Origin of the sequence: Congregibacter sp. (genome assembly GCF_045107095.1) — a bacterium.
GTDB lineage: Bacteria > Pseudomonadota > Gammaproteobacteria > Pseudomonadales > Halieaceae > Congregibacter.
Window position 1 is genome coordinate 1 of the sequence record NZ_JBGCFU010000066.1, and the last position, 22,025, is coordinate 22,025.

The 22,025-nt window shown below is 53.4% G+C and carries 15 protein-coding genes; 9 read left to right on the forward strand and 6 right to left on the reverse strand.

The window, feature by feature from the left end; translation table 11 throughout:
* Positions 1–58: 58 nt before the first annotated feature.
* Together AB8B76_RS10210 and AB8B76_RS10215 are read right to left on the reverse strand one after the other, a co-directional pair.
* Entirely contained in the window at positions 59–592 is a 534-nt protein-coding gene (locus AB8B76_RS10210) for a hypothetical protein (protein ID WP_405272212.1), read from the reverse strand.
* A gap of 158 nt (positions 593–750) precedes the next feature.
* Positions 751–966 carry a TIGR02450 family Trp-rich protein gene (locus tag AB8B76_RS10215; protein WP_405272213.1) on the reverse strand — a complete coding sequence of 72 codons (216 nt, stop codon included), beginning with the start codon at positions 964–966 and terminating at the stop codon, positions 751–753.
* 183 nt (positions 967–1,149) lie between these two features.
* On the opposite strand from AB8B76_RS10215, the gene AB8B76_RS10220 reads away from it, so the two are divergent.
* Complete coding sequence (locus AB8B76_RS10220; RefSeq protein ID WP_405272215.1) at positions 1,150–1,470, forward strand: hypothetical protein; 321 nt, start codon at positions 1,150–1,152, stop codon at positions 1,468–1,470.
* 11 nt (positions 1,471–1,481) lie between these two features.
* Here the strand turns inward: AB8B76_RS10220 and AB8B76_RS10225 are convergent, their stop codons facing one another.
* Positions 1,482–3,743 carry a hypothetical protein gene (locus AB8B76_RS10225; RefSeq protein WP_405272216.1) on the reverse strand — a complete coding sequence of 754 codons (2,262 nt, stop codon included), beginning with the start codon at positions 3,741–3,743 and terminating at the stop codon, positions 1,482–1,484.
* Between the two features lie 276 nt (positions 3,744–4,019).
* Between AB8B76_RS10225 and AB8B76_RS10230 the strand changes: the two genes are divergently transcribed.
* A complete protein-coding gene (locus AB8B76_RS10230; protein WP_405272217.1) occupies positions 4,020–5,927 on the forward strand; it encodes a TonB-dependent receptor in 1,908 nt (635 codons plus the stop codon).
* 97 nt (positions 5,928–6,024) lie between these two features.
* On the opposite strand, the gene AB8B76_RS10235 is transcribed toward AB8B76_RS10230, so the two are convergent.
* From AB8B76_RS10235 to AB8B76_RS10245, 3 genes are read right to left on the reverse strand one after another with little or no spacing between them, the layout of a single operon-like run.
* Positions 6,025–6,813 carry a LytR/AlgR family response regulator transcription factor gene (locus AB8B76_RS10235; RefSeq protein ID WP_405272218.1) on the reverse strand — a complete coding sequence of 263 codons (789 nt, stop codon included), beginning with the start codon at positions 6,811–6,813 and terminating at the stop codon, positions 6,025–6,027.
* A gap of 2 nt (positions 6,814–6,815) precedes the next feature.
* Positions 6,816–7,946, reverse strand: coding sequence for a sensor histidine kinase (locus AB8B76_RS10240; protein WP_405272220.1), 1,131 nt, complete (start codon positions 7,944–7,946; stop codon positions 6,816–6,818).
* 34 nt (positions 7,947–7,980) lie between these two features.
* Positions 7,981–9,360 carry an MFS transporter gene (locus AB8B76_RS10245; protein WP_405272222.1) on the reverse strand — a complete coding sequence of 460 codons (1,380 nt, stop codon included), beginning with the start codon at positions 9,358–9,360 and terminating at the stop codon, positions 7,981–7,983.
* Positions 9,361–9,789: 429 nt separating this feature from the next.
* Here AB8B76_RS10245 and bglX point away from each other — a divergent pair, with 429 nt between their 5' ends.
* From bglX to AB8B76_RS10280, 7 genes are all read left to right on the forward strand, one after another.
* Positions 9,790–12,021: a beta-glucosidase BglX gene (gene bglX, locus AB8B76_RS10250; protein WP_405272224.1), complete on the forward strand. Its 2,232-nt coding sequence runs from the start codon at positions 9,790–9,792 to the stop codon at positions 12,019–12,021.
* 19 nt (positions 12,022–12,040) lie between these two features.
* Positions 12,041–13,873 carry a glycoside hydrolase family 3 protein gene (locus AB8B76_RS10255; RefSeq protein ID WP_405272226.1) on the forward strand — a complete coding sequence of 611 codons (1,833 nt, stop codon included), beginning with the start codon at positions 12,041–12,043 and terminating at the stop codon, positions 13,871–13,873.
* A gap of 15 nt (positions 13,874–13,888) precedes the next feature.
* Positions 13,889–14,908 (forward strand): cupin-like domain-containing protein, encoded by a 1,020-nt coding sequence (locus AB8B76_RS10260; RefSeq protein ID WP_405272228.1) that lies wholly within the window; start codon positions 13,889–13,891, stop codon positions 14,906–14,908.
* 546 nt (positions 14,909–15,454) lie between these two features.
* Complete coding sequence (locus tag AB8B76_RS10265; RefSeq protein ID WP_405272230.1) at positions 15,455–18,538, forward strand: TonB-dependent receptor; 3,084 nt, start codon at positions 15,455–15,457, stop codon at positions 18,536–18,538.
* Between the two features lie 110 nt (positions 18,539–18,648).
* Positions 18,649–20,208 (forward strand): tryptophan halogenase family protein, encoded by a 1,560-nt coding sequence (locus tag AB8B76_RS10270; protein WP_405272232.1) that lies wholly within the window; start codon positions 18,649–18,651, stop codon positions 20,206–20,208.
* Positions 20,209–20,232: 24 nt separating this feature from the next.
* Positions 20,233–20,979, forward strand: a complete 747-nt coding sequence (locus tag AB8B76_RS10275) for a SapC family protein (protein ID WP_405272234.1) — start codon at positions 20,233–20,235, stop codon at positions 20,977–20,979.
* Position 20,980: 1 nt separating this feature from the next.
* Entirely contained in the window at positions 20,981–22,009 is a 1,029-nt protein-coding gene (locus AB8B76_RS10280; protein WP_405272278.1) for a cupin-like domain-containing protein, read from the forward strand.
* Positions 22,010–22,025 lie beyond the last annotated feature (16 nt).

The window sequence follows — 22,025 nt, forward strand, 5'->3', positions numbered from 1 at the left end:
TAACGCCAAGCGAACCGGAGGCGAAGCCGTCCGGTTCCGTGCCTTGTTATGCGGTGAACTAACACGCCACACCTGCATGCTCTCGCCTATCAAAGACCGGCATTAAGTCCAAAAGCATTGGGGTATCGGGGTTTTCCGCCAGATGGGCCTTTAGTACGCCCGCGATATTTGGCGTAACAACAGATGACACTTGGGGCCAGATGGCTCGAGCGCCTGGAGTTCGAAGAATAGCCCCCGTCCAATCTAGCCATGCAAGGTAATCAATTCTGGACAGTAGCTTAGCTTCATGGAGTTGCATCACATTCTGCATGTGAAGAACCGTTTCCATAACAAAGAAGGTAAAGCGAAGCTGTTCCTTCTGATCGAGCATATCTATCGAGCTGACGCCACGAGCTACAATGTCTGACACTTCAGGATCAGAGCACAGCTGTCCAGCGGTACGATCTCTCGCATCTTCCAGCATAGAAGCCAGAGTGGAAGTCTTGGTAACCTTTGTATTGTCCCGAACCTGAATAGATAGAAACAGTAGGCCAGCGATTGTAGCAACGGCGCCTAGTATCTCCGCTATTCCGCTCAGTTGTTCAATTCCCATGCGGTGACTCCCTATAATTCTGGATGGGCTCTCAAATCTACGGCCCCAATTGTATGGCGCCCGCGCAGTATGCGCCGCATAACACCTACAACACAGGCTCCTGGACCGGCGAACGCGATGGCTTGTATTTGTTAGGCGCATCCTCCACGTTGCTACGTTTACTTCCAGCCATGCACCCAAGTACTCTCGTCTTTCAGATCGCGCCAATCTATAGGCATCGCGCGTTTTGACATAACAGCCTCGATGCAGCACAAAACGACGACACCGTCCTCGTCATATTCAACTTCGGAAACTACGAAGTGTTTTTCCTTATTAGCGGGGGTTACCGCAGACCACTTACTGTTGAGCAGTTTCTTGGGGTTAACGTTGTTCATCAGAGATCGATCCGATCAATCTAACTCAGTAAAAATCCAGCGTAACAGTTAATTAGCGAGCTCACATGACCTAACACTGGTTGCAAGCATTTGTCGCTTCCTTGATCTACCGCAAAGCCTCACGAATCAATACTTCCTACCATCGTGCCACTGGTTAAAGCTGCTAAAGATGAGGAACAACGCGTGACGACTTTGGGATACAAACGCATGGCGGGCACGTCTGCGGTGTTTTTAAGGGAAGACTACAACGGAGCATCGCCGGTGGAGCGCGACGGTATGGTGTGGCAGGCAGAGGAACTTCATCTCCATGAGTTGCCCGCAACGCTCAGTCCCTTGGATGCCATGGCTAATGCTTTAGCGTTAGAAGGGCTCGAGGATTATGACCCGGCAACCCACGGGGATTTGCGACAGGTTAACTCCATCGGGAAAAGCTTTGTGTATCTGGCAAGTATTCGCGGCTGGGTGCAAGTGGACGATGCGACTGCACTAGAGAAGCAACAGTAGGCAATACCCTGTTAAAACCCCTCGCAAGTCGCCTCTAAGGGTCGCCAATCATCGGGCACAGGGTTTTTGGTGCAAATCAGAACCAGCGCTTTTTCGCGATTTTCTGCGTTGCGCGTTACCAGTGTTTCCCGCATTACGCGTATCGCAGGCTCATCAGCCAGTTCGCTCAATATGGGCTCGTCTAACAACACGGGGTCTGCAAGGCCCTCTGATACTGCTCGCTGCAAGTTTGCAATGGCAGCCTCACGATCATTGCGCATCGTAGCGATCAACGCCTGGCCCCAGAACCAATCCGAGTTTTGGAGGAGTTCGCCGATAGCACGCTCATGAGCGTCAAGCGCGTCCAAGTAATGCTCCGCGGCATCGTTTTCGCCCGACTGCTGGAGAGAATGCACAAACTGCGCCGTCGGCAAATTTCCACCCCAGCTATAAACAATTTCGCCAAACACCGATGGGACCAGCGCTCTCCGCCATGTATCGACGGCTTCTTGATAGCGCTCCTGATAGTAAAGCGCGCTGCCCAGGCCGCCCATCAAGTCTAGATCTGTGGGTCTCTGCTCGAGCTCGGCGCGCAAACTGCGCTCAGCCTCATCGAACAGTCCTGTCTGTAACAACACCCAAGGCTCAACTTCTCGCGCAACGCGCAGGCCCTCATCAACAAACCCCAGCTCGGCAAAGACAAATGACAACAGCAGGTTGCCAAAAAGGTCTGATGTGTCTAAGACATAAGCGCGCAAAAATTCCTCGAGCGCAAGGTCTATCTCCCTTTTCGCTCTATATACGCGTGCCTGAGCAATATGGCTGGCCCAGGGAAATTGCGCCGCAAGGGATTGGGCCATAACTGCCGCACGCTCTGGCTCTGTGTAACTCAGCGTAGTGATCGCATTAAGCCGTCCGACCACGCTGAGTGGATCCAGTTCGAGCATCTCTTCTCGCGCCGCGAAGGCATCGGTATAGCGGCCCAGATCACCCAGAGCATTTACACGCCAGGTGAGTGCATCTGCGTAGTTAGGGCGAATGGCAAGTGCCTTATCGGCATACTCGAGTGCTTGCTCAGCGTCATATTGAGCAAGTGCCAGCATTGAGCGTGCCGCCCACAGTTCGGCAAAGTCATCATCGAGCGCAGCTGCTGCTTCGATTTGGGCTCCCGCGCGCTGGGTAACCTCTTCTGGACTTAGGTCTCCGTAGGTCCCGGCGGATGACTGTAAAAGTGTAATCCCAATAGCGAGCTGCGCCCGAGCCGGCGCAAAGTTCGCATCCAGGCGGACAGAGCGCTCCAGCTCTCGCACCCCGGCGGTGATTGCCTGATTGCCTCTTTGATTTACCAAGCCTCGACCTTTTAAATATGCCTCGTACGCCGGTGTGTTTGCTGTTTCACGACTTAGCACTGCTCGCCCATCTTCATTCAGCGCCAGCTCTGCTTTTAGCGCCTCTGCGATGGCCAGAGAAATCTCGTCCTGAATGGCAAACACGTCTTCGAGCTCGCGATCATAAGTTTCGGACCACAGGTGGTAGCCGCTCTGTGCTTCGATGAGCTGCGCGGTAATGCGTAGGCGTGTTCCCGCTTTGCGCACGGACCCTTCAAGTACGTGGTTAACCTTGAGTACTTCGGCAATTTCGCTGATATCGCGATTGTCACCTTTAAACTGGAAAGATGAGGTACGGGCCGCAACTCGCAGCGCAGGAATCTGGGCTAGTACGTTTAGCAGCTCTTCGGAGATACCGTCAGAGAAGTACTCTTGTTCAGGATCTGACGAAAGGTTTACAAAGGGCAGCACTGCGACGGACTTGTTGGCGGCATCGGTAGCGGTACTGCCTGTGTTGTTCTTGTCAGCAGCGGCCAGTTGCTCTCGCAGCCGAGCCATGCCGGGTGAATCGGTTTCAGCCTCGACGCTTTCTACGACGGTCGATTCGTCCGACGGTGATTGATCAGGTCGCTTTCCGTTCCAGAACAGATAAGCGACCGCAGCAACTAACACCAGAATGATCAGAGTATCGAGCTTGCGACGCGTTTGATGCACCACCGAAGTGCCTTCGGTTATTTCGGATTCACGTTTGATTCCGTCGGGGGTTAACTCAAATACCCAGGCAAACAGTAAGGTGGGTATAAGACCTACAAGTAGCAAATATAGAAGCGCCTGCATCACCCAAGGCGGCGCTTCGATGTTCTGCATGACTACGTCAGTCACCTGCAGCAGCAGCCACGCGGTCACGGTATAGGCGACGCCCATACGAACCACGTTGCGACGATGTAATTCTCCAAAAAAACTCATTTACTGTTCCTGTCGATACGGCTTCGACGTTAGCAAATGCGCGCAGGCGCTACCAGTAGAATGCACGGTGTCGTAATTTTTGTAATCGTAGGCTCTCCCAATGCCCGCGCACCCGGCGGAAAAATGCGAGAATACACACAAAGCCACTTTACATGTCTACGCGTTTGTTCCTCGCAAACTATACCTATTTGAGGCCAGCTACCGGTGTCCGTACTTACTGCTGATGTTTCTAAGTGTCTGCCGCCAAAGTTTCGAAATTCGCTCATGCATCTGTCGATGAGGTTCAAACTTGCTGTCTTGATACTCGTCCTTGTGCTCACCGCGGGAGCCAATGCGCAGCGCGCAAACGAGAACGTCGTGCGCTCCGCCGCAGACGCTTTTGGATCCAGTGTAGGGGACGAGCAAATTGGTTTGTATAGTGCTGCCAACGTTCGCGGTTTTAGTCCCACAGCTGCGGGCAACATCCGCATAGATGGAATTTTCATCGATCGCCAATCCGGCTTTAGCGACAGACTCGTCTCGGGGTCCCAGATTCGTGCCGGTCTCGCGGCGCAGGGTTATATGTTGCCCGCCCCCACAGGTATCGCTGACTTTTCTTTGCGCCGCGTTGCTGAAGAACCGGTGCAGAGTGTGATTCTGGAGCGCAGCCGCTATGGCGGATTTCGAATCGCAGCTGACCTTCAGGCTCGCCTAGCGGAGGGCGTGGAGGCTGCATTCGGTGTTGGCTACGAAGAAGACGAGGAGGGCAACGGGACCAACGACATCGCGGCAAGCGTAGGTGGCAACCTGCGCTTCGCTCTCGGGCAGGATGCCGACATTACAGTTTTTTCGGATTACGTTGAAGAAATCGAGAACCAGTTTTCCCAGCGATACTTCACTGCTGGTGCCTACGAGCCACCTGAAGTTACCCCTCTAAAGTTTGTAGGCCAGCCTTGGGCAGAATTTGCTGGTCCGCGTTACAACGTCGGCTTACTGGCCAATTATCGACCGGAAAACTGGGAGTTTCGCCTTGGCGTTTTTTACTCCAGCCGCGAATGGGATCAGCAGGCAAACGTGCTTTATACAGATGTTGAGCCCGATGGCTCTGCACGTCGCCGGTCGGCGCTGGGCCCTTCGACTTCCTCATCGTCGACCTCCCTCGAAGCCAGAGTTACACGCCATTTTTATGAGGGAAGCCGCAGGCACAGCTTCACTGTAAACCTGCGTGGGCTGGATCGCAGCAGGGACTATGGCGGTACCGTGGGTATCGATCTTGGTGATGCGAATATCGACGAGCCGGTGTACTTCGAGCGCCCGGATGTAGAAGTGGGCGAGCAATCTCAAGAATCTGTAGAGCAGCTTGCCCTGGGATTCAGTTATGACCTTCGCTGGGAGAATGCGGGGCAGCTCAATATCGGTATCCAGCAGTCTGATTATTCCCGAGACGTCGTCGTGCCCGGAAGTAAAGATCTGGCCGATGAAGAGAACCCGGTGCTTTACAACGTCAACGCTAACGCACCCCTGGGTGAGCGAGTAGTGATCTATGGCGGGATCGTGAGAGGGTTCGAAGAGAGCCCCGTGGCGCCAATCAGTGCTATCAACCAGAATGAGTCACCGCCGGCGGCGCAGACGCAGCAAATTGATGCGGGCGCGCGCGTGACGTTTGGCGAGCTCACCGCTGTCGCAGGTATTTTCGAGATCGAGAAGCCTTTCTTTGGCTTTGACGAAAACCGCTTTTTTGGCGAACAGGGAATGCAGATCAATCGTGGTGTAGAGCTCTCGTTGGCAGGGCCGGTAACAGAGGAACTGCAGTTAGTTCTGGGAACAGTGTTTTACGATGTGGTCTTGACCGGAGACGCAGTGGACTCCGGCGCGCTTGCAGACAGTCCTGCGGGAGCCCTCAATCGTTCGACGACGCTGAATCTTGACTATCGACCGAAGTGGGCGCCCGGTTGGTCTTTCGACCTCGGGCTAAGCAGTCGGGGAGAGCAGAATGCCGATTCCCAGGGCCTTGTCACTATCGATCCCTACACGCTTCTCGATTTGGGACTGCGACGCCAGTTTTCCTTTGCGGATAACGACGTGGTCATTCGCGGGCGGCTTACTAACCTCTTTGATGAATTTGCCTGGAACGCCGGCTCCACGGGTGCCTATCGCTACATTCCCCCGCGCGCGCTGAGCGTGTCCCTGCGAATGGATATTTAACGACTCTTAGGTACCGTCCCCGTAGAAGCGCAGGCAGCTCTGCCTTTCTTGACAGCTCTGCAGTAATAAGAGGAGCTTTCGCGGTGCTCCGCCGGACTCACGCAAGGAGGTGCTGGATCGCCGCCCTGTAGTTTCGGCTGACTTTCAATCGTGTGTCCTCATCAAGGTGCAGTAGACATTCCCCTTTGCTAAGGGGCGTGATCTTCACAATTCGATTCAGATTTACCAATGTAGAGCGATGAATTCGAGCAAAGGGGCCCAGCGCCAGACGCTCTGAAAGCTGTTTCATAGTGCACCGCAAAATGTGAGTTTCTCCCGCCGAATGGACGCACATGTAATCCCCTGCAGCATCGACCCAGTCGATTTCGTCCAACTCAAGAAGCTTTACTTTGTCGCCCTGACGTACCGGTAAACGACCTACCGCGTCCGAGTAACTATCAAGGGCATCTTGGACAGAGCGCGCACCCTTAGCTTCCTGCTGCCCGGCAGCGGTGATCGCTCGCAGCAATTTTGCTTTTGATGCGTCAAGAAGACGCTCCCTGGCTCGCCGCAATCCTCTTTGCAGCCGGGCCTTGTCGACGGGTTTCAAGATATAGTCAATCGCATTTTTATCAAAGGCTTCCACTGCGTATTGATTGAAAGCGGTGACGAAAATGACCAAGGGCATGTGATCATCTGCCTGCAAGGACTCCACGACTGAAAAACCGTCTTTGCCCGGCATCTCTATATCGAGTAGCACCAAGTCCGGTCTGTGACTGGCGATAGCCGCTACCGCTTGACGCCCATCAGAAGCAGAAGCAACAACTTCGACGTCCGGAGTGTCCTTCAGAAGTTCTATCAAGAGATCTAGTGCCAAGGGCTCGTCGTCTACCACTAACACGCGCATGATCAGTTCACCGTTCCGACATATTGCAACGGCACCCGCACACCCGCACGAACTCCACCCTCTGGCAGTCTATGCAGGGATAGATCGTAGTCTTTGGCGTAGCAGACTTCGAGGCGTTGACGAATATTGCTGAGCCCGACACCGGGTTGCCCCATAGCTTCCCGAGCTTTCATTTCAGCTCCCGAGTCAATGACATCAATGCACAGATGCGTTGCATCAGAGTAGGCATCCACATTCAATGTGCCTCCCTTTTCGGACTTCGCAACACCGTATTTGATCGCATTTTCCACTAGCGGCTGCAGTAGCATGCTGGGAATCTGCTGCTTCTGCACATCCGGGGAGATTTCTATCGTCACCTTAAGTCGGTCACCAAAGCGAATCTTTTCAATCTCCAGATACAGCTTGATCGCCGCTACTTCGTCCTCAACAGAAACAAATTCCCCAGAATTTGTGTACAGCGAGTAGCGAAGAAACTCGCTGAGCGCGGAGATCATTCCCGTCGCTTGTTCATTTCGCCCGGTTGCCACAAGACTCTGAACTGCATTCAAGGTATTAAACAAAAAATGTGGGTTTAGCTGGTAGCGAAGCATTGCTAGCTGCGCGTCCCGGGCCAACGTTTCGGCGCGGGCCGCTCGACTCGCCTCCAGGTTTTTGGCGGACTCCATACGCAGGAGCGCTTTGTGCTCCTGACCTACCAGCTGGTAATACTTGAAACCATGATAAAGAGCAGTCCAACACATGAAAATGAAGATCGACGGAAATAGCCAGCCGCCAAAGTCGGCCCACAGCCCGGAAACACCGGTCATCCATTGAAAAAATGCGAGGCGAAACAACGACCACAAGCCGGAAAAAATCAATACAGCTATTGATATATATACGATCCGGACAATTAGGGAGTTATTCCAAACTCTGCGATAGACGTAACGCAGGGGCCAGGAGAGCGCTATCCCCAAAAGTGATTGAACGACGTTATGCCCGATATAGGCCGCATCGGGCTGGTCGTACCAAAGATTGAGGCTGAAATAGCTCACGATGGAGAGGCAGGACCACCCAGCTAGCTGGAGCACCCAAAAGCGTGTAAGACGCTCTTCACGAAAAAACGCAGGCACAGACTTTTCTGGCGCTTGGTTCACTTACTCATGCCATAAAGAATAAATCGATTGACACCTACTCAACCGCAGGTGACCCGTGGCGTTGGGCCAATGCCTCCTCCATTTCGACAATGGTGCTCTGATCGATACGGTAAAAGAAAATAAACGCCGCGCCCAAGATTGCCAGTGCCGCGGGGAGGATGCTAAACATTAATCGTATACCCATCATCGAAGTTTCGGACTGCACTTCGTTAGCAACAAAACCAAAAGCGCCCAGAACAATTCCCAGCAGACCTGCGCCCACCGCCAAACCCATTTTTTGAGCAAACTGGACCGTGGAAAAAACCAGTGCCGTGATTCGTCGCCCACTTTTCCACTCACCATAGTCTGCACAGTCGGCATACATGGACCAAACCAAAGCTGGAGTGGGGCCAATAAGAAATGATCCGATGCAGTTAACAACCACCATGAGCCAGTATTGATCCGGTGGAATGTAGAAAAACGCCGACATGCTGAGCGCGTTAAGCAGAGTCAACGCAATCATCAAATTGCGTTTCTCGAAGTGCTGGGCAAGATATCGGGTTAGGAGGATCCCCCCGATCATGGCGATCAGACCCAATGACAAGAAAACGGCGGTTTTGTCAAAAATCAGAAACAATGGGCTGCCGTCATCACCGACGTAGTACTTGAAGTAATAAAGCAGTGAGCCATTGCGTACTGCAATGTTCATTAAGGTCACGATCGCAGAAGCAAAAAGCACAGCCCATGGACCATTGGATAAGAGTGTCTTTATGTCCAATCGCACGTCGGTCTTCATAACGTGAGGAGTGACTCGTTCCTTGGTTGTGGCAAAAGTTGTCCAGAAAAGCACCACTGACAATACTGCAAAAATTATCATCGTCATGCGAAAGCCGGTCGCTTCATCTTCCCCACCTAGCAATCCCTTTAGTGGACCGACAAACGTGGCTATCATCCAGCCAGCCGCAAAGGCACAGATGAATCGGTAGCCGGCTACCTTCGTGCGCTCAATCGACGAGGGCGAGATAACACCCATCAAAGCCGAATAAGGGACGTTGATTACGGTGTAAGCAAGCATCATCAGGGTATAGGTTACATACGCGTAGACTAACTTGGCGGTAGGCGACATGTCGGGTGAACCCGCAAACATCAAGTAGCCACAGATCCCATAGGGTATTGCTCCCCACAGCAAATAGGGACGATATTTTCCCCAACGAGAATTGGTGCGATCTGCGATCAGGCCCATAACAGGGTCGCTGACCGCATCAATGATTTTTGTTATCAAAAACATAGCGCCCACGGCTGCAGGCGGTAAACCGAATATATCGGTGTAGTAGTACATAAGGAAAAGGTTAAAGACCTGAAAGAAAAAGTTGGAGGCGGTATCACCGAGTCCGTAGCCCAACTTCTCTCGAAAAGAGAGTTCTTCAGTATTCATAGACACCCTACTACTTTATGTTTTTATTGGGTTGCTCAGATGGCAACTGCAGGATGCAACATGTTGCTTCCCTCTTGATCTTATGGCCGATCGTGGAGGGTACAACAACCATGCGCCAAAAAGGACTTCCCTCGGGACAGGGCGGACGACCTCGTCGCTTGGACTTCAACATTAGCCGAGACTTGGGCGAGAAAGCGGGGGGATATGCGCGTCGTAGCGCCGGAGTCCGTTTTAGCGCAATGCTGACCCACTTCAGCCGAAATATGTTGTTCTCAGACACAACGGCTATATCTTCACCCACATTAAGGAAGGTACAACTTGTTACGTGCCTTTGAACCTATGAAGAAGCAAGTGAAGAGCCATAGCGTGGGCGCGTCCAGCTAGCCGTATTAGCTCGGAAAAACCTAAGAATAAGGCGGAGATTGAACTATGCACGGCGAGAGAACCCCGGAGCTTGTTGTGGACAATGCTCAACACAGCGACATCATTCAGAGCCGCGTCCACGATTTACTCATGAGCATGGGGCTGGACGAGAAAGTCGGTCAGATGAGCCAGCTACAGGCGGGAGGTGGATGGATACCCGACGAACTCGCTGACAGTATTCGCCGGGGCCAAGTGGGATCAGTGCTCAACGAGCCCGACGTGGAAGTCGTCAACGAACTTCAGAGAATAGCTGTGGAAGAAAGTCGGCTGGGAATCCCCCTGCTGGTCGGTCGTGACGTTATTCATGGTTACAAAACGATTTTCCCCATTCCCCTTGGGCAAGCGGCAAGCTGGAACCCGACGGTTGTGGAAGCGGGGGCCCGTGTGAGTGCGGAAGAGGCAGTACGTTCAGGTATCAACTGGACGTTCGCACCCATGATTGATATCACCCGTGATCCCCGCTGGGGAAGAATTGCCGAGTCCTTAGGCGAAGATCCCTATCTTTGCAGTGAGCTCGGGAGTGCAATGGTCCGCGGCTTTCAAGGCGAAACACTGACAGCCTCCGACTCCATAGCCGCCTGCGCCAAGCACTTTGCTGGCTATGGCGCCGCAGAAGGCGGACGAGACTACAACACTGCAAACATCCCTGAGAACGAGATGCGGAATGTCTATCTGCGTCCGTTTAAGGCGGCGGCTGACGCTGGCGTCGCAACATTCATGTCTGCTTTTTGCGATCTTAACGGCGTCCCTGCCACCGGTAATCAATGGCTGATGGATCAAGTGCTTCGCCAGGAGTGGCGCTATCAGGGCATGGTTGTCAGCGACTGGGAGTCCATTGTGGAGATGAGCGTTCACGGTTTCACCCACGATGACGAGCAGGCCGCCTATGAAGCGGCCATGGCTGGCATCGATATGGAAATGGCAAGCTCTTCCTACCGCGACCATCTAGAAAATATGGTGGATCAAGGCAAGATAAGCCTGGAACAAATAGACCGCATGGTAGAGCGGATACTGCGGCTAAAATTTGAACTTGGTCTGTTCGAGCAACCGTATACGGACCCATCTCAACACCCGGAGCTCCTTAATAAGTCAAATCTGAAAGCTGCCAAGCAAGCTGCGATGCAGAGCTGTGTGCTGCTTAAGAATGAGCATCAGACTTTACCGCTACTACCTGCAAAGCTAGATGCTATCGCTCTCCTGGGGCCGCTTGCAGATGACGGTTTTGAACAAATGGGTACCTGGGTTTTTGATGGCGAAGCGTGCCACTCCGTGACTTGTTTGCAAGCAATCACAGAACTGATTGGGCGTACGACCGAAATCAATTACGTAAAAGCCTTGGAGACTACTCGGGCTGCAAGTGAAGACGGCTTTTCCGAAGCGATAGAGGCCGTTACACAATCAGATGCCGCGGTTGTTGTGGTTGGCGAAGAAGCGTTTATGTCCGGAGAAGCGCACTCAAGAGCCTCCATCGACCTGCCCGGTCATCAGAAGGCACTCATCGAAGCTGCGGCGAGCACTGGAAAACCAGTAGTGGTTGTCATCATGGCAGGTCGCCCGTTGACCATCGAGCCTATACTTGAGTATGCCGACGCTGTGCTCTATGCCTGGCATCCAGGTACCATGGGCGGGCCGGCTATCGCAGATTTGCTTTTTGGATTGGAGTCTCCCTCGGGCAAGCTGCCAGTCACGTTTCCGAAGGTTGTCGGGCAAGTACCCATTCATTATGCGCAAAAGAATACAGGCCGTCCCGCCACCGAAGAGACATGCATTGATATCAATGAAGTTCCTCCAAGAGCGCCTCAGACGTCGCTGGGTATGACCTCCTTTCATCTGGATGCCGGGTTTAAACCATTGTTTCCCTTTGGGTTTGGTCTCTCCTATGGCCGATTTCAATATGTGAAGATCACGACCTCCCATCACTCTATAGGGCTCGGCCAAAGCCTTGATGTCTCAGCTGATATCGTGAACATGGGTAGCTACGCCGGTGAGGAGGTCGTGCAATTGTATGTCCGAGACCTTGTTGGTAACGTGACTCGTCCGATAAAAGAACTCAAAGGTTTCAGACGCATTCGTTTAAAGCCGGGCGAGCGTCAGAGGATCAGTTTTCGCCTGCATACCGATGATCTGGCCTTTTTCAATCGTGATATGCAATTGGTAACAGAGCCGGGGCAATTTCACGTTTGGATTGGCGGAAGTTCTGATGCGCCTCTATGGGCTGAGTTCGAGGTCCACGCTTGAGACTGTTGAGATAACCTTCATGAACAAACACTTCGACGATCCCATCTTCGCAGGAAAGGTCGAACAACTTTTAGCGGGCATGAGTCTTGATCAAAAGATCGGACAGATGACCCAGCCTGAAAGAATGGCTTGCACGCCAGAGGATGTTAAAGAGTTTCATATCGGCTCGGTGCTTAGCGGCGGCGGCTCCTGTCCGGGAGATAACGCACCCTCCGACTGGGTCGATATGAATGACGCTTATTGGCAAGCATCCATGGATGCTGATGATGCGCACCTTGGGATACCTCTGCTCTATGGCGTTGATGCCATACACGGCAACGGTAATGTGCGAGGCGCGACGGTTTTTCCGCATAATATCGGACTGGGGGCAGCCCGGGACCCCGATCTCATCGCACGTATCGCCAGGGCAACGGCCCGCGAAATTCTCGCAACGGGCGTGGACTGGACTTTTGCGCCAACCCTCGCCGTGGCACGCAACATACACTGGGGCCGAAGTTACGAAAGCTTTTCCGAGGATGCCGGTTTAGTTGGCAGCTACGCAGCTGCCTTTGTAAATGGTATGCAGGGCGACCTTGGCGATGACGGAGTTATCGCCTGCGCCAAGCATTGGGTGGGTGATGGTGGAACCACTCATGGCATAGATCAGGGCGAGACGACTGTGAGCCTGGCGGAGCTTTATGCCACGCACATCGCCCCCTATAGACCAGCTATCGACGCGGGCGTGCTAACTGTCATGGCGTCCTTCAACAGCTGGAACGGCGATAAGTGTCATGGGCACCGTCAACTCATTACCGACCTGTTAAAAGAAGAGTTGGGATTCAAGGGCTTCGTGATCTCCGACTGGGACGGAATCGACTACCTGTCCAAAAGTTACTACGACGCAGTCGGTATGTCGGTAAACGCAGGCATCGATATGTTTATGGTATCCGTTGACTGGCAACAGTTTATCCGTCATCTGCGCACGCATGTCGAAAAAGGCAGCGTACCTTTGAGTCGGGTCGACGATGCCGTGCGGCGCATCCTCCGGGTAAAGCTGGCCTTTGGTTTGTTCGACAAGCCACGTCCATCAGAACGGCGCTGGTCTAACGACGCCCGCTTTGGTGGTAGAGAACAACGGCAAATTGCGCGGGAGGCGGTGCGAAAATCTCTGGTGCTTTTAAAAAATGACAATGCCGCCCTACCTATTAAGCGTGACGCGCGGATTCTGGTTGCCGGTAAGAACGCTCATAATCGCGGTCATCAATGCGGGGGGTTCACAATTGCCTGGCAGGGCGCAGAAGACAACGAGAGTATTGTAGGCGGATGCTCCATCTGGGAGGGTATTAGAACCGTTGCAGATAACGCTGTGCTCTGTGAAGACCCCCTTGCCCAGGGCGTTGATGCGTCCGCACATGATGTTGCGATAGTGGTCATAGGAGAGAGGCCCTATGCCGAGGGCTTGGGCGACGTTCGATCTGGAGACAACGTAATTGTTGAGGCCGGTTCGCAGATTCGCGGTGAAATGAAAGTGCTTGAGCCCTACGGTAGGACTCTGGAGCATGCGGTCTCTCATCCTGAGGACCTGGCGCTCATAAATAGTATTGTGGCAAAAGGCATTCCCGTCATCACTGTGCTCGTGTCCGGGCGTCCTTTGCCTGTTGCTCCCGAACTCGCTGCAAGCAATGCGTTTATCGCGGCATGGCTGCCAGGATCGGAAGGAGAGGGAGTTTCTGACATGCTATTTGGAGACTTCGAATTCCAGGGACGCCTATCGTTTGCTTGGCCCAAGGACGCCGACTCGGTGAGCGATCCATCCCGGGCACCACTGTTCCCTCTCGGTTATGGGCTTCAGATGCTCAGTGGGAGCGAATAGACAGAAGCGTAAGTTATGATTTTCGATAAGCTAGCTGCGATAGAGTCGATAGATGATGTCACGTCCGACGCTATTCCCTCTGCCGTGTTTGAGCGTACCCAGCCTCTAGTTATGCGTGGCCTCGTCGACAGCTGGCCAGCTGTTCAACCCGCCGACGCCTCCTTTGAACAATTAGAATCCTATCTGTCGAAGTTCTGGAATGACAGACCCGTCACCGCTTATGTGGCGGCACCGGAAGCCAAGGGCCGGTTCGGATACAACGAAGCTTTTAACGGCTTCAATTTCAAAAAAGGCAGTGCTCCTCTCGAAGGTCTAATGGAGAGGTTCAAGAAGCTGGACAAACCGGGTGGCGATGCCGATATGTCGGTCTATGTGGGATCAACTCCTGTGGCGGGTTGGTTGCCCGGCTTTTTAGAAGCAAATTCACTTGCGGTACCCGGTGACCCACTCATCAATTTTTGGCTTGGGAACCGTACTACTGTCGCGGCGCACTACGACTTCCCATGTAATGTGGCGTGCGTTGTTGCTGGTCGACGACGCTTCACATTGTTTCCCACGGATCAAGTAAGCAACTTGTATGTGGGGCCTATTGATAGAACACCGTCGGGGCAGCCCATCAGTCTCGTCGATTTTGATGAGCCTGATTTTCAGAGGTTTCCCCGTTTCGCTAATGCTTTGGAGCACGCGCAGACCGCCGTGCTAGAACCAGGTGATGCGATCTTTATACCTAGCATGTGGTGGCATCATGTTAAGGCGCTCTCTGTTTGCAATATGCTGGTGAACTATTGGTGGCTGAAGAAACCGGAAATCGTCGACTCGCCTTTTGGGGCACTCTTACATGCAGTGCTATCTATTAGATCGCTTCCCCCGGAGCAGCGAGAGGCTTGGCGCACGCTGATGGAGCATTACGTCTTTGATGCCGGGCCCGACGGCGTTGCGCATATTCCGGAGCATGTGCGCGGATGTCTCGGTGATCTGGATAATCCGACTGCCCAACAGCTGAGGAAAGAGCTTCGGGATCGGCTTACCGACTGACTATCGCAGCGTAAGGCGCGGTGAAGGCCTCTAGACTGTGGCTTGTCGGGCTGAGTCGACTCGAATTTTTTATCTCTTAAAATCATAGGCTTAACCATTTTGCTGGCGTCTTCGGTGAGTTTTTTCCTCCTCCCGTTAGACGGATTAGAGGAACGCGCTGGCGGCTTTTTGTCAAAGTCCCTCTTGACGCTTTCTAAGTCCCATTCAGCGAAAACGCATGGTAAGCGGCGTCCACCGGCGGGTAGTGTTGCTCTGCTGAATGTTCGCAAGAGCTGTGTGCTTATGGGTAGTGTCAATGCCCGGATCCACAGGCACAGCTGCTAAGGCGAAGAATAAAGAGAGACGGAGGTTGGGCAGAGACGCTTACCCCGGACTCCAAAATAACGATAACAGGTAGTTAAAAATTATAATTAATGGGTAGAGCATCTACAGTTCCGTATATCAGTCGCATAGCTGCCCGAGAAGGGTTCAGCGCTACTGCGCGCGCGTTTTCCCGGGATGGCTTCTCGTTTCGGCGGTCTCTGCGACGGGGCGAATTATCTGTAAATGATTGCAATCCACAAAACTTCACGTATCCACAAAGCTAAGGGCTTCTGTATGGCTTACAACACGCTCAGAAAAAATCCGCTTGCAACCGGCGTTGCCATGGCAATCGGTACTTTATTGGTGCCGGGAGCGGCAATGGCGCAGGAGCAATCAAATCCTGGTGTTTTAGAAGAAGTCGTCGTAGTTGGCATTAGGGCCAGTCTCGAGGCCTCTGCCGACATTAAGCGTTACTCCGAAGGCGTTGTGGACGCCATCTCGGCGGAAGATATTGGCGCGATGCCCGATACGAACCTCGCCGAGTCACTACAAAGAATCACGGGTGTATCTATTGACCGAACCCGAGGCGAGGGTAGTAAAGTCACCGTCCGCGGTTTCGGGCCGCAATACAACCTGGTGACGGTGAATGGTCGCCAGATGCCAACGCACCAAAACCTTTCTCGTTCTTTTGACTTTGCAGATATTGCATCTGAAGGTGTGGCTGGGGTCGAGGTCTACAAGACTAGCCGAGCAGAACTGCCTACAGGCGGCATCGGCTCTACCATTAACATCAAGACGCAGCGCCCGTTGGAAATGCGCGAAGACCGCATCTTCACGATCGGCGGCAAGGCGGTGCACGATACCTCTGCGGATTCTGTTGACGGAGATGACCTGACGCCGGAGCTGTCCGGTTTATTCGCTCAGACGTTTGCTGACGGTACCTTTGGCATTTCCCTTGCGGGTAGTTTTCAGGAGCGAAACCAAGGCGTTGACTCCGCGAAGGTGCGCGGCTGGATTCCTCTTCGTGGTGATGATTCTTGCTGTAGCTGGGCTGGGCAGCCTACTTTAGGTGCGGACGTCTGGCCGGGACTCCCTGCCGACGCCAATCAGATCAACAGAACAACAGAAAACTCGGAGCTCTATTCTTTACCTCAGCAGCTCCAGTACGTCCGCGAGAGTTTCGAGCGGGAGCGTATCAACGGCAACCTTACCCTGCAGTGGGCGCCCACGGAGTCCATTACTACAACGCTGGACGTGATTTACTCTACGCAGGAGATCGAGCGTTCTTTCAACGACTACTCCGCCTGGTTCAGCCTCCCGCCGAACACAGCCGGCGTTCAATCGGAGTGGACCGATGGTCCGGTGGCTGGGCCTATTGAGTACACCGAGTTCTATGGCAACCCGTCAGATAACCCTATGGGGGTTGGTGTCGACTCGAGTAAGTCAGAAAACCTCTCTGTAGGTTTTAACGCCGTCTGGGACGTGTCTGATCGCTTGTCGCTGGAGTTTGATTATCACGATTCCTCTGCTGAGCGCGGCCCTAATGGTCCTCTTGGTAGCTCTATGTCGCTGGCCATCACTTCGGCGCGACGCACCTCTGCAAGCGGATTCTTTGGGTCAGATCTCCCAATCATGGCGTTGACGTTGCTGGATGACCGACCTTTGCAGCCAGACGATATGCTGATCGGCGGTAGTGTATTTACCAACGAACAGAACGAGATGAATGTCGAACAAGCCAAGATAGCGGGTAAGTTTGATTTTAATGACTTCACGACGATTAACTTTGGCGTTCAAACCACCGAGGTGGATAACACCTCTCAGTCCGCGACAACTCAGCGCGATACCTGGGGTGGAATCGGCGCGCCGGGAGATATCTCTGATCTTCTCTCGCCCGCGTCCATGGCCGACTGGTTCGATGACTTTGGTAACTCTGGCGATGACCGCCGTTTTACACAGTTATTTACCTGGGACACGAATGCTCTGATTGACCGGGCTCGAGAGCTGGAAGCGCAAGGCGTCACTGTCAGCAACCCCAGCACTATTCCCGGAGATTGCGGTGATGGATTCTGTCCATCTACTGCGTGGACGCGGGATCAACGCACCCAAGAAGAGCAAACTGCCGCTTACGTTCAGGTAGATTTAGACCTTGAGTGGGGTGATATGCCTGTCAATCTGAACCTTGGTGTTCGCTACGAAGACACGGATGTGGCGTCTCAGGCCTTGGTGCCTGTTGTCGATCGCTTCGACTGGATTACTGCGAACGAACTGATCGCAGTTACCCGTGTAGATGCGAACGGTGTGGCGGTGCAAGATTTCACGAGCCTGACAGGCTCTTATGACAACTTCTTACCCAACATAGACTTCAATATTGAGTTCATGCAGGACGTTCTATTTCGGGCATCCTGGAGCGAGACTATGTCCCGCCCTGGCTACGGTGATATTCAAGGGGGTCTGACAGTTGGTGGCTGCGTGCCGGGCGGAGGCTGTGACGGCTTCTCAGGAGATCCGGGTTTGTTGCCTCTTGAATCGACCAACTTTGATCTTTCTTTGGAGTGGTACTACGGCGAGACAAGTTACGTCGCCATCGGCTATTTCCAGAAGGATGTAGAGAACTTCCTTGGCAACTCCTTTAATACCGGTGTTGAGTTGTTCCCGGACTTGGGTGATCCCACGGTAGGAGGCCTGGCCGACCAAGCCCGAGCAGCAGGTGCTAGTACTGCCGACGACGTGAGGCAATACATCTTTAACAACTTCCCGAATGATCCTACGGTGGATGTGGCTAACCAGATAATCACGGGCGGCCCGGGCAACAACGCGATGGGCTTCAGGGTGCAGGTTCCCGCGAACCAGGAAGAGGCGTCAATTGACGGTTGGGAATTCGCTATCCAGCATGCCTTCTGGGATACGGGCTTTGGTGTGATTGTTAACTACACTGTTGTCGATGGAGACGTGGGTTACAACAATCTGATTAGGCCAGAAGAAGAGGCGCAGTTCGCCTTGTTAGGTCTGAGTGATTCCGCAAACTTTGTTGGCTTCTACGACAAAAACGGCATCGAAGTTCGAGTGGCCTACAACTGGCGAGACGAGTTCCTTGGAGGAATCGGAACGGATTCCTTTGGTGCGCAGCCGCGATACACAGAAGAGTACGGACAGTGGGATGTTCGTGCGAGTTATCGCTTTGGCGGAGAGGATCAATACATCGCTTTCTTTGAGGGCGTGAATGTCACGGACGAAACGTTCCGGGAGCGAGGTCGATCTTCTCTGGACGTTTTGCAAGCGGGCCAGACCGGTGCACGTTGGGCACTGGGATTCCGCGCTAACTTTTAACAGACTGGGTTAGCTGAGCGGTTTTCACCGCTCGTTCTGAAACCGCCACTGCATTGGTAGTGGCGGTTTTTCTATACTAGGGTGCTCACTACTCAACGACAGGAACAGCCATGGCCGAGGCCATCCAAACAGTTGTCATAGTTGGTGGCGGTAGCGCTGGCTGGCTCACAGCTGGGATTCTGGCGGCGGAGCTTCGTCGCGGCGGCTCCTCGATGCGCGTATGTTTGGTCGAATCACCCGATGTGAGCCCTATAGGTGTGGGCGAGGGCACCTGGCCGACGATGCGCAGTAGCCTCATTCGCATGGGTATATCTGAGACGGATTTCCTCAAAGCCTGTGATGCGAGCTTCAAGCAGGGTACGCATTTTGTAGGTTGGCTTAAGGGCGGCACAGAAAGTTACTACCACCCGTTTACGCCCCCCCGGGGCTTTTCCGATATTAATTTGGCACGGCACTGGCAGGCTGTACGCGGGCAAGTTTCATTCTGTGATGCCGTTTCGCCCCAAGCCAAGGTCTGCGAGCAGGCCTTGGGCCCCAAGCAAATCGTAACGCCTGAATACGCCAGTAATCTGAATTATGGATATCACCTGGATGCAGGGAAGTTTGCCGGACTCCTTCAGAAGCATTGCGTAGAGGCTCTGGGGGTGGAGCATCTCCTGGAAAACGTTGAGTCCATAGAGACTAATGAAACGGGAGACATTTGTGCGCTGCATACCTCAAGCAGCCGTCGTATTCCCGGCGAATTGTTTGTAGATTGCACGGGCATGCGCTCGCTGTTGCTGGGCAAGCATTACCAGGTTGGATTTAAAGACATGTCTGGGGTGCTGTTCAATGATAGCGCCCTTGCCGTACAGGTTCCGCGATCAGATGACTCTGAACCTGTGGCTGCTGCGACAGTATCCACGGCACAAGAAGCTGGATGGATTTGGGATATTGGGCTCCCGACCCGTCGGGGCACGGGTTATACCTACTCCAGCAAATACACCGATGATGATCAGGCGGAGAGGATTCTACGAGCCTATCTGGCCAAAACATCAAACAAGGATTTCAGTGAGAGCTGTACACCTCGCAAAATAAGCTTTCGTCCGGGCTATCGAGAAAAATTCTGGCATCGCAACTGCGTCGCTATTGGTCTTTCGGCGGGGTTTGTGGAGCCCTTGGAAGCGTCGGCGCTGGTGATGATAGAGCTGTCCGCGAAAATGCTCGGCGAACTGATGCCACCTGATCGAAGAGTTATGGATATTGTTGCGGGCCGATTCAACGCGCGTTTCGGCGGTCACTGGGAGCGCATCATAGAATTCCTTAAGCTCCACTATGTTCTGAGTGAAAGAAACGACTCAGCGTATTGGCGGGATCACCGTGAAGCCGCATCGATTCCGTCTCGCTTACGAGACTCTCTTGTCTTGTGGGGTCATCACTGTCCCTGGCATGGAGATCAGGCTCAGGTCGATGAGTTATTCTCTACTGCCAGCTATCAGTACGTGCTTTATGGCATGGATTTTCACTCAGGAGATCAAAGAAGCCAGATGGAGATAGATCCTGAGGCGAGTAAGCGCGCACAAACGCTGTTTAAAGAAAATGCTCTAGAGACGCAGAAAATGCTTGCGGGACTGCCGGCGAACCGGGAGTTGATCGAGAAAATAAACCGCTATGGACTATCGCGCGTGTAAGGCGTGCTTTGACTGGGATACCTGATGGCTAGATACGAAATGCTCAACAATGTGGAACATCGTGATGTTCGCATTCTTACGCAGCGCAATGCGGACACGGGTGATGCTGTGCAATATGTCGTCACCTTCCCTTTAGAGTTACGACGCGCGCAGGCGCACTACCCGATTTTCTTTCAGAAGGATGCAAGTACGGGGCAGTTCTTTCCCATTATTCTCCTGGGCTTTGAGAAGGGTGAAAACCTGTTTCTTTCCGAGAATGGTTGGGAGCCACCCTACGTTCCCATGAGCATTCTCCGCGGACCTTTTCTTATCGGGTACCAATCCAACCCCGAGAGTCCAGACGGACGTCAGGCGGTCATTACTATCAACATGGATAGTCCACTTCTAACCTCAGCGGAAGACGGCCAACCCCTGTTTCTGGAGCATGGGGGTTCGTCACCCTATCTCGAGAATCTCACGGCGCTGCTTGAAGACATTCAGCTGGGTCTTGAGATGAATCCGCCATTTGTGAAAGCGCTTACTGATAATGACCTTATCGAAAGCGTGTCTATGAGCATCACCTTGAATGACGGTGCTGAGCGCCAGCTTTTGGGTCTTTACACCATTAACGAGGACCGATTGAACGAGCTGGACGCGGCGGCGGTTGCTGCTCTACATCAGGCCGGGCATCTTCAATCCATCTATATGATCATGGCTTCTCATTCGCATTTCCGCGCAATGATTGATCGTCGGAATGCACTGCTTCCGAAGCAGGAGCCTAGTCTTGGCTGAGGTGGCAAACCCTTGTGTGTTGCGAGCAGGTAGTGATATGCCGGAGTGCAGCGCGGCCGATGTAGACGATCTCTCGGAGTTTCTTGCCGCGCTTACGGCCCCACAGGTGATTCGGGGTTTGGTTAAGGATTGGCCGATAGTGCAGCAGGGGAAGCGATCGAGGCGAGATCTTGGTGACTACCTTACGCGCTGCTATAGCGGTGCGCCGCTGATAACGTCCTCAGGTTCTGCTGATACAAATGGACGTATTGCGTACGATGAGAGCTTCACAGGTTTTAATTTCCAGCGCTCCCATATGCAATTGGAGGAGTTTCTTGCTGGGATAGAGGCTTATGCTGGTCAGGATCAGTCTCCGACCTTGTATGTTGGCTCAAGTCTATTGGACCATTGGTTCCCAGGCGTTGCGGCAGAGAACACACTTGCGCCTAGCGTGGCCAAACCTCTCGCAAGCCTATGGCTTGGGAATCGCGTGGTGGTATCTGCGCACTTTGATTTCCCCGATAATCTCGCTTGCTGTGTGGCTGGACGCCGTCGTTTTACGTTGTTTCCGCCAGATCAGTTAGACAATCTGTATGTCGGACCCTGGGATATGACACCCGCTGGGCAACCGGTGAGTCTGGTAGATTTGCGAGATCCTGACCTCGAACGCTTTCCGAAGTTTTCCAAAGCAATGGAGGCAGCGCAGGAGGTGGTGCTGGAGCCCGGGGACGCCCTGTTTATACCCAGCATGTGGTGGCATCACGTCGAGGGCCTTGATGATCTCAACGTGTTGCTGAACTATTGGTGGCGAAGTACGCCAGCGTACATGGGCACCCCCATGAACGTACTCAAGCACGCCATGCTGACTGTGCGAAGTCTGCCCGTAGAGCAGCGTCGGGCTTGGAGGGATATTTTCGACTACTATATCTTCGAGGCCTCAGAGGACGCGATTGCGCATATTCCTGATGCCGGTCTCGGCATGCATGGACCCATGGATGAGAACCGAAGTCGAGCGCTCCGGGCAGAGCTGCTAAATGCGCTCAATAGATAACTGAGCTTCGGCAGAC

Bases quoted from the DNA above. Each gene is read 5' to 3' on its own strand.
- AB8B76_RS10270 (WP_405272232.1), top strand. From the start codon at position 18,649: ATGGCCGAGGCCATCCAAACAGTTGTCATAGTTGGTGGCGGTAGCGCT.
- AB8B76_RS10210 (WP_405272212.1), bottom strand. From the start codon at position 592: ATGGGAATTGAACAACTGAGCGGAATAGCGGAGATACTAGGCGCCGTT.
- AB8B76_RS10265 (WP_405272230.1), top strand. From the start codon at position 15,455: ATGATTGCAATCCACAAAACTTCACGTATCCACAAAGCTAAGGGCTTC.
- AB8B76_RS10230 (WP_405272217.1), top strand. From the start codon at position 4,020: ATGAGGTTCAAACTTGCTGTCTTGATACTCGTCCTTGTGCTCACCGCG.
- AB8B76_RS10275 (WP_405272234.1), top strand. From the start codon at position 20,233: ATGGCTAGATACGAAATGCTCAACAATGTGGAACATCGTGATGTTCGC.
- AB8B76_RS10255 (WP_405272226.1), top strand. From the start codon at position 12,041: ATGAACAAACACTTCGACGATCCCATCTTCGCAGGAAAGGTCGAACAA.
- bglX (WP_405272224.1), top strand. From the start codon at position 9,790: ATGCACGGCGAGAGAACCCCGGAGCTTGTTGTGGACAATGCTCAACAC.
- AB8B76_RS10215 (WP_405272213.1), bottom strand. From the start codon at position 966: ATGAACAACGTTAACCCCAAGAAACTGCTCAACAGTAAGTGGTCTGCG.
- AB8B76_RS10235 (WP_405272218.1), bottom strand. From the start codon at position 6,813: ATGCGCGTGTTAGTGGTAGACGACGAGCCCTTGGCACTAGATCTCTTG.
- AB8B76_RS10260 (WP_405272228.1), top strand. From the start codon at position 13,889: ATGATTTTCGATAAGCTAGCTGCGATAGAGTCGATAGATGATGTCACG.
- AB8B76_RS10225 (WP_405272216.1), bottom strand. From the start codon at position 3,743: ATGAGTTTTTTTGGAGAATTACATCGTCGCAACGTGGTTCGTATGGGC.
- AB8B76_RS10245 (WP_405272222.1), bottom strand. From the start codon at position 9,360: ATGAATACTGAAGAACTCTCTTTTCGAGAGAAGTTGGGCTACGGACTC.